The organism is Micromonospora arida (assembly GCF_003857035.1).
In the GTDB taxonomy this organism is placed as follows: Bacteria; Actinomycetota; Actinomycetes; order Mycobacteriales; family Micromonosporaceae; genus Micromonospora; species Micromonospora arida.
In genome coordinates, this window is sequence record NZ_QGSY01000046.1 from 1 (window position 1) to 5,554 (window position 5,554).

The 5,554-nt window shown below is 72.9% G+C and carries 4 protein-coding genes; 2 read left to right on the forward strand and 2 right to left on the reverse strand.

All coding sequences use genetic code 11. The features are described from left to right. Together smc and DLJ58_RS00630 are read right to left on the reverse strand one after the other, a co-directional pair. Positions 1 to 2,430 (reverse strand): chromosome segregation protein SMC (smc, locus tag DLJ58_RS00625; RefSeq protein WP_124853371.1); only part of this gene is annotated, 2,430 nt, incomplete at its 3' end. A gap of 349 nt (positions 2,431 to 2,779) precedes the next feature. Then, complete coding sequence (locus tag DLJ58_RS00630; RefSeq protein ID WP_030487463.1) at positions 2,780 to 2,974, reverse strand: hypothetical protein; 195 nt, start codon at positions 2,972 to 2,974, stop codon at positions 2,780 to 2,782. Between the two features lie 394 nt (positions 2,975 to 3,368). Here DLJ58_RS00630 and DLJ58_RS00635 point away from each other — a divergent pair, with 394 nt between their 5' ends. Together DLJ58_RS00635 and DLJ58_RS00640 are read left to right on the forward strand one after the other, a co-directional pair. Next, complete coding sequence (locus tag DLJ58_RS00635) at positions 3,369 to 4,508, forward strand: CAP domain-containing protein (protein WP_124853373.1); 1,140 nt, start codon at positions 3,369 to 3,371, stop codon at positions 4,506 to 4,508. Positions 4,509 to 4,624: 116 nt separating this feature from the next. Then, entirely contained in the window at positions 4,625 to 5,467 is an 843-nt protein-coding gene (locus DLJ58_RS00640) for an endo alpha-1,4 polygalactosaminidase (RefSeq protein ID WP_124853372.1), read from the forward strand. The last annotated feature ends 87 nt before the right edge of the window (positions 5,468 to 5,554 follow it).

A 5,554-nucleotide genomic window follows, 5' to 3' on the forward strand; every position in this document is an offset into this window, starting at 1 on the left:
CCGCTCCTCGGCGGTACGCACGGCGAGCCGGACCTCCATCTCGTTCTGCCGGGCCTGCGGCACCATGGCCGCGAGTTGATCCCGTTCCTCGGTGGAGGGCTCGGCGTCGACCGGGGTCTCCTCGGCCAGCCGTAGCCGCTCCTCCAGCTCGGCGAGCGCGGTGAGGTCCCGTTGCCGGGCGGCCTCGGCGCGGGAGTGGGAGTCGCCGAGCCGGTCGGTCTCGGCCTTCGCGGAACGGGCCGCCGCGCCCAGCTCGGCCAGCCGGCGAGCGGCGGCGTTGCGGTGGCTCTCCGCCTCGCGCTTCTCGGCGGCGGCGTGCTGCACGGCCTCCTTGGCGGCAGCCACCTCGGCACGCGCCTCGACCAACTGATCACGTAGCTCCAGGCCAGCGCGTTCGGCGGTGACCCGGTTGGCGCGGGCCTCCTCGACGGCGGCCTGAACCTCGATGTAGCTGGGGGCCTTGGCCGAACCGCCCGCCGCCGCGTACGCCCCGACCACGTCACCGTCCGGGGTGACCGCCCGCAGCTCGGGGTTGTTGGCGACCAGCTCGGCGGCGGCGGCGAGATCGTCGACGAGCGCCACGTCCCGCAGGGCCCGGTGCACTGCCGGACGCAGCTCGGCGGTGCACTCCACCAGGTCGGGCGCCCACCGGGCGTCGTCCGGCAGCTTCGGGCGCAGCGCGTCGGCGGAGCCGGTCATGCCGGGCCCCGCCGGGCTGCCGACCAGCAGGCCGGCGCGGCCTGCGTCGGAGATCTTCAACAGCCGCATCGCCTCGACGGCCTCGTCCACCCCGGTGACGGCGACCGCGTCGGCGAGGCCGCCGAGCGCGGCGGCCAGCGCGGCCTCGTGACCGGGCGCGACGGTGAGCAGCCCGGCGAGGCTGCCGAGCAGGCCGGGCACGTCCCCGGCGCGGGCGAGCAGCGCCCCGGCGCCGTCCTTGCGCCGCAGCCCCAGGGCGAGTGCCTCCTCGCGGGCCTTCCAGGTGGCGGCGTCCTTCTCCGCCGCCCGCTCGGCGTCGGCCAGCGATCGGACGGTGGCCTGGGCCCGTTCCTGTACGGCGACCGCCTCGGCGTGCCGGGCGTCCAGGTCCGCGTTGTCCCGGTCGGCCTCGGTGGACTGGGCGGCGACCGCGTCCAGGTCGGCCTGCGCCTGCTCGGCGCGGCCCAGCGCGTCGGCGTGCGCGGTCGCGAGGCGTTCGATCTCCTCGCCGGCGCTGGTGGTCCGGGCCCGGGCGGAGTTGACCTGGCCGGTGAGCCGGGCCATCCCCTCGCGCCGGTCGGCGATGGCCTTGGCCGCGGCGACCAGCTCGCGCTCGGCGGCGGCCAACTGCCGTTCCAACTCCTGGCGGTGCTCGACCGCCTCGGCCAGTCGGATCTGGTCGTCGGTGAGCGCGCCGCGCAGCTCCTCTTCCTGCTCGCGGACGCGTTCCGCCTCGGCCTCCAGCTGGTCCGGGTCGCGGCCGGGCCGCTCGTCGTCGCCGGTGGCGCTGAGGTGCCGCAGCCGCTCCCGGGCCAACTGCTCGATCGAGCGGAAGCGTTCCTGGAGGGCGGAGAGCTTGTACCAGGTGTCCTGGGCGGCGGCGAGCAGCGGCGCGTCCTCCGCGAGGGCGGCCTCCAACTCGCCGAGCCGGCCCTGCACCTCGGTGTGCTCACCCTCGATCTGCTCGCGCCGCTCGCGCAGCGCGGTCTCGTCGGCGATCTCCCGGTCGAGGGTGGTCCGCAGGGTGGCAAGGTCGTCGGCGAGCAGCCGCAACCGGGCGTCGCGCAGGTTGGCCTGGATGGCGGCGGCGCGCCGGGCCACCTCGGCCTGCCGGCCCAGCGGCTTGAGCTGACGACGCAGCTCGGCCGTGAGGTCGGTGAGGCGGTTGAGGTTGGTCTGCATCGCGTCGAGCTTGCGCAGCGCCTTTTCCTTGCGCTTGCGGTGCTTGAGGACGCCGGCCGCCTCCTCGATGAACGCCCGGCGGTCCTCCGGCTTGGCGTGCAGCATGCCGTCGAGGCGGCCCTGCCCGACGATGATGTGCATCTCCCGGCCGATGCCGGAGTCGGAGAGCAGCTCCTGGATGTCGAGCAACCGGCACGAGTTGCCGTTGATCTCGTACTCGCTCTCGCCGGAGCGGAACATCCGGCGGGTGATGGAGACCTCGGTGTACTCGATCGGCAGCGCGCCGTCGGTGTTGTCGATGGTGAGGGTGACCTCGGCGCGACCCAGCGGCGCCCGGCCGGCGGTGCCGGCGAAGATGACGTCCTCCATCTTGCCGCCACGGAGGGCCTTGGCGCCCTGTTCACCGAGGACCCAGGCGATGGCGTCGACGACGTTGGACTTGCCCGAGCCGTTCGGGCCCACCACACAGGTGATCCCGGGCTCCAGCTTCAACGTCGTCGCGGAGGCGAAGGACTTGAACCCCTTCACCGTCAGGCTCTTGAGATACACCTACTCGATCCTCGTCCGGTGGCCGCCGTACCGTCGCCGGCTGTGGGGACCTGGGTGAACTCGCAGACTAACCCGGCGGTGGAAGCGGCCCGGCACGCGACCCGCCCCGCATCGTGTCGACGGTGGGCGCACTGTTGTTCCGGAGACCGCGAGAAAGACAAGTGCCTTTCATGATCGGCTTATCCGCCGACGCGCTTTTCGGTAACTGTGCGGCACGCTCTCCGCACGATCGGCAGCAAGATCATGAATCGTCGGCGCCGAAAAGGTCCCGGACAGTGTTACGCGCCGGCACAGAAGGTGTCGGCGCGTATTTTTGCGGTGGTGCGATTCAGTTTTTACGACCTGGAGATCAGGTCAGCGCCGGCTCGGCCAGACGGAGCAGATCGTCCGCCTCCGCCGCAGCCGCCGCGAGCCGATCATTGTCGGCACGCAGACGCGTGATCTCGAACTCCAGTGCCTGAACCCTGGAACGCAGTCGGGTGACCTCGTCGAGCAGACGCCGGTCGGGCGCTGCACCTACGTGGCCGTAGAGGGCCTTCGCCATGCTGACTCCTTGATATGCGCTGCCGGAAAGGCCGGCCAACGCGCGCCCAATTCATACGCGGCTGTCATTCCAGGCTGTATCTGGGCATGACCGGGCGCGACTGGCGACACCTATATATTGAGCCGCAAACCCCTCCTTCGTCAAGTTCTCGCAGGCCGTAGATCATCTCCACGTCGACCTGTCCACTTGTCGGGGGGGCTGCCGCAAGGCACGGACACTCTCTGTCCGGACGCCTTTACTGTACGCCCGGATCTGCGGAAGTCCGCACCCTGGCGTCCGACTTCCCCTTAACTCTTTCTTAGCCACGTTGCCGCAGGTCGTCGCCGCGCCGTAGCGTCACCCCGGCCCGCAACCGACCCCTGGAGGCATAGGCGTGTACGGCTGGACCGATCCGATGGACCCGAACGGCGCCCCCCGGCGCGCCGAGGGACCGACCGACGAGCCGGCCTGGTTGCACGACGGCCCAGAGCCCCGCTCGGCCTACCTCTTCGGCGACGAGCCCGGTCAGTCGGGCGACGAGTGGCACCGGGAGCAGCCCACCGAGGGCCGGCACCCGGACCCGGTGATCCCCGCCGAGGCGGCCGACGCCCGCACCGCGGCCTGGGGGGCCTACCAGCCGGACAGCGAGACGGACCGCTGGGGCGACAGCCGCCCGGCCCAGGACACCACCGGCGTACGGCGCGCCGAGGCGCCCGGCGGCTGGCACACCGACACCGACCCGGAGAGCACCGACGGCTGGAACGGCGCAGCCGAGACCGGCCGGCCCGGCGAGGGACGGCACCGCTCCCCACGCCGCTGGCGCCGGCCGCTGATGATCGGAGGCGCCGCCGCGGCCGCCACCCTCGTGGTGAGCTTCGGCGTCGGCGCGCTCGCCCTGCCCGGCGGTGACGACGGGGCCGCCCAGCCGACGGCCGTCGACGACTCCTTCGCCGCGTCGGCAGCGCCGACCGGAGAGCCGGCACTGGACACCCTCGCCGCACCCTCCCCGTCCGCCATCCCCACGGCGTCTCCGAGCCCTTCGCCGACGAAGGTCGTCAAGCCCACGCCGGCGACGTCGCGGAGCACCGCCGCGTCGCGCCGCAGCGTCCAGCGCAGCAGCGCGCCGAGCAACACCGGCAGCCCCACCGGTTCCAGCGGCTCCAGCGGCTCCGTCAGCGCCCAGGCCCGCGAGGTGGTGAACCTGGTCAACGCCGAGCGGGCCAAGGCCGGCTGCAAGGCGCTGAGCATCGACACCAAGCTGATGACCGCCGCCCAGCGGCACAGCCAGGACCAGGCCGACCACAAGAACATGTCGCACACCGGCAGCGACGGCAGCAACGCCGGCACCCGGCTGGACCGGGTCGGCTACGCCTGGCGCACGTACGGCGAGAACGTGGCCTGGAACCAGCAGACCCCCGCCGCGGTGATGGACGCCTGGATGAACAGCTCCGGCCACCGGGCCAACATCCTGAACTGCTCGTTCACCGAGATCGGCGTCGGCATCGCCAACAGCAACGGACCGTACTGGACGCAGGTCTTCGCGGCGCCGCGCTGACCGCGCGTCGTTCCCGCCCCCGCGCTCGTTGACCCGGTGAGGTACGTCGGGCCGGAGCGTGGGGGCCGCGTACCGGTGCGGGCGGCGACCGGCCGTCCGGGACCCGGGAGCTGCCGATGTGGATCCGGCCGCGGCGACGCGTCGCCGTACGCCCACTGCACCGCGTCCTGTCCGCCAGCGTCGCTCTCGTGCTCCTGGTGCCGGCGTACGGGTGCCGGCCCGCGCTCACCCCGCCCGGCGCGCCCACCGCGTGGCCGGCGGCGCAGGCCCGGCACTGGCAGTGGCAGTGGCAGCTCAGCGGCCCGCTCGACCCGGCGGTCGACGCCCATGTCTTCCTCCTCGACCCGGTGGCCACCACCGCCGCACAGACCGCCGAACTGCGCTCCCGGGACCGCCGGTTGATCTGCCAGGTGAACGTGGGATCGGTCCGCTCCGACGACCCGGACGTCAGCCGGTTCCCGGAGGTCGTCCGGGGCGCGGCCGGGCGTCGACCCGACAGCCGGTGGCTCGACGTCCGGAGTTGGGACGCGCTCCGACCGGTGCTGGCCGACCGGTTCCGGCTCTGCCGGGGCAAGGGCTTCGGCGCGGTGGCGCTCTTCGACGCCGACGGGTACGCGGCGCGCACCGGCTTTCCGCTCGACTTCGACGATCAACTGCTGTTCAACCGCAGGCTCGCCGAGATGGCCCGCTCGCTGAGTCTCTCCCCGGGGCTGGCCAACGACGTGCCGCAACTCGCCGCGCTGGCCCCGGACTTCGACTTCGCGGTCAACGAGGAGTGCGTCCGGCTGGCCCAGTGCGCCAAACTGCTGCCGTTCAGCGACGCCGGCAAGCCGGTCTTCCACGTCGAGTACACCGGCTCGACCGACGACTTCTGTGTCACCACCGTCGGCTACGGCTTCGCGTCGATCCGCAAGGACCGCACCCTGGACGCGTCCCGAGAAGCCTGCCCCCTCCCCTGAGACACGGCTGGGCCGGGCCACGGTCGCGGCCCGGCCCAGCCGTGTCTCAGGGGAGGGGGCAGGCTTCTCGGGACGCGTCCAGGGTGC

Coding starts and splice junctions, on each gene's coding strand:
- DLJ58_RS00630 (WP_030487463.1), bottom strand. CDS start 2,974: ATGGCGAAGGCCCTCTACGGCCACGTAGGTGCAGCGCCCGACCGGCGT.
- DLJ58_RS00635 (WP_124853373.1), top strand. CDS start 3,369: ATGGACCCGAACGGCGCCCCCCGGCGCGCCGAGGGACCGACCGACGAG.
- DLJ58_RS00640 (WP_124853372.1), top strand. CDS start 4,625: ATGTGGATCCGGCCGCGGCGACGCGTCGCCGTACGCCCACTGCACCGC.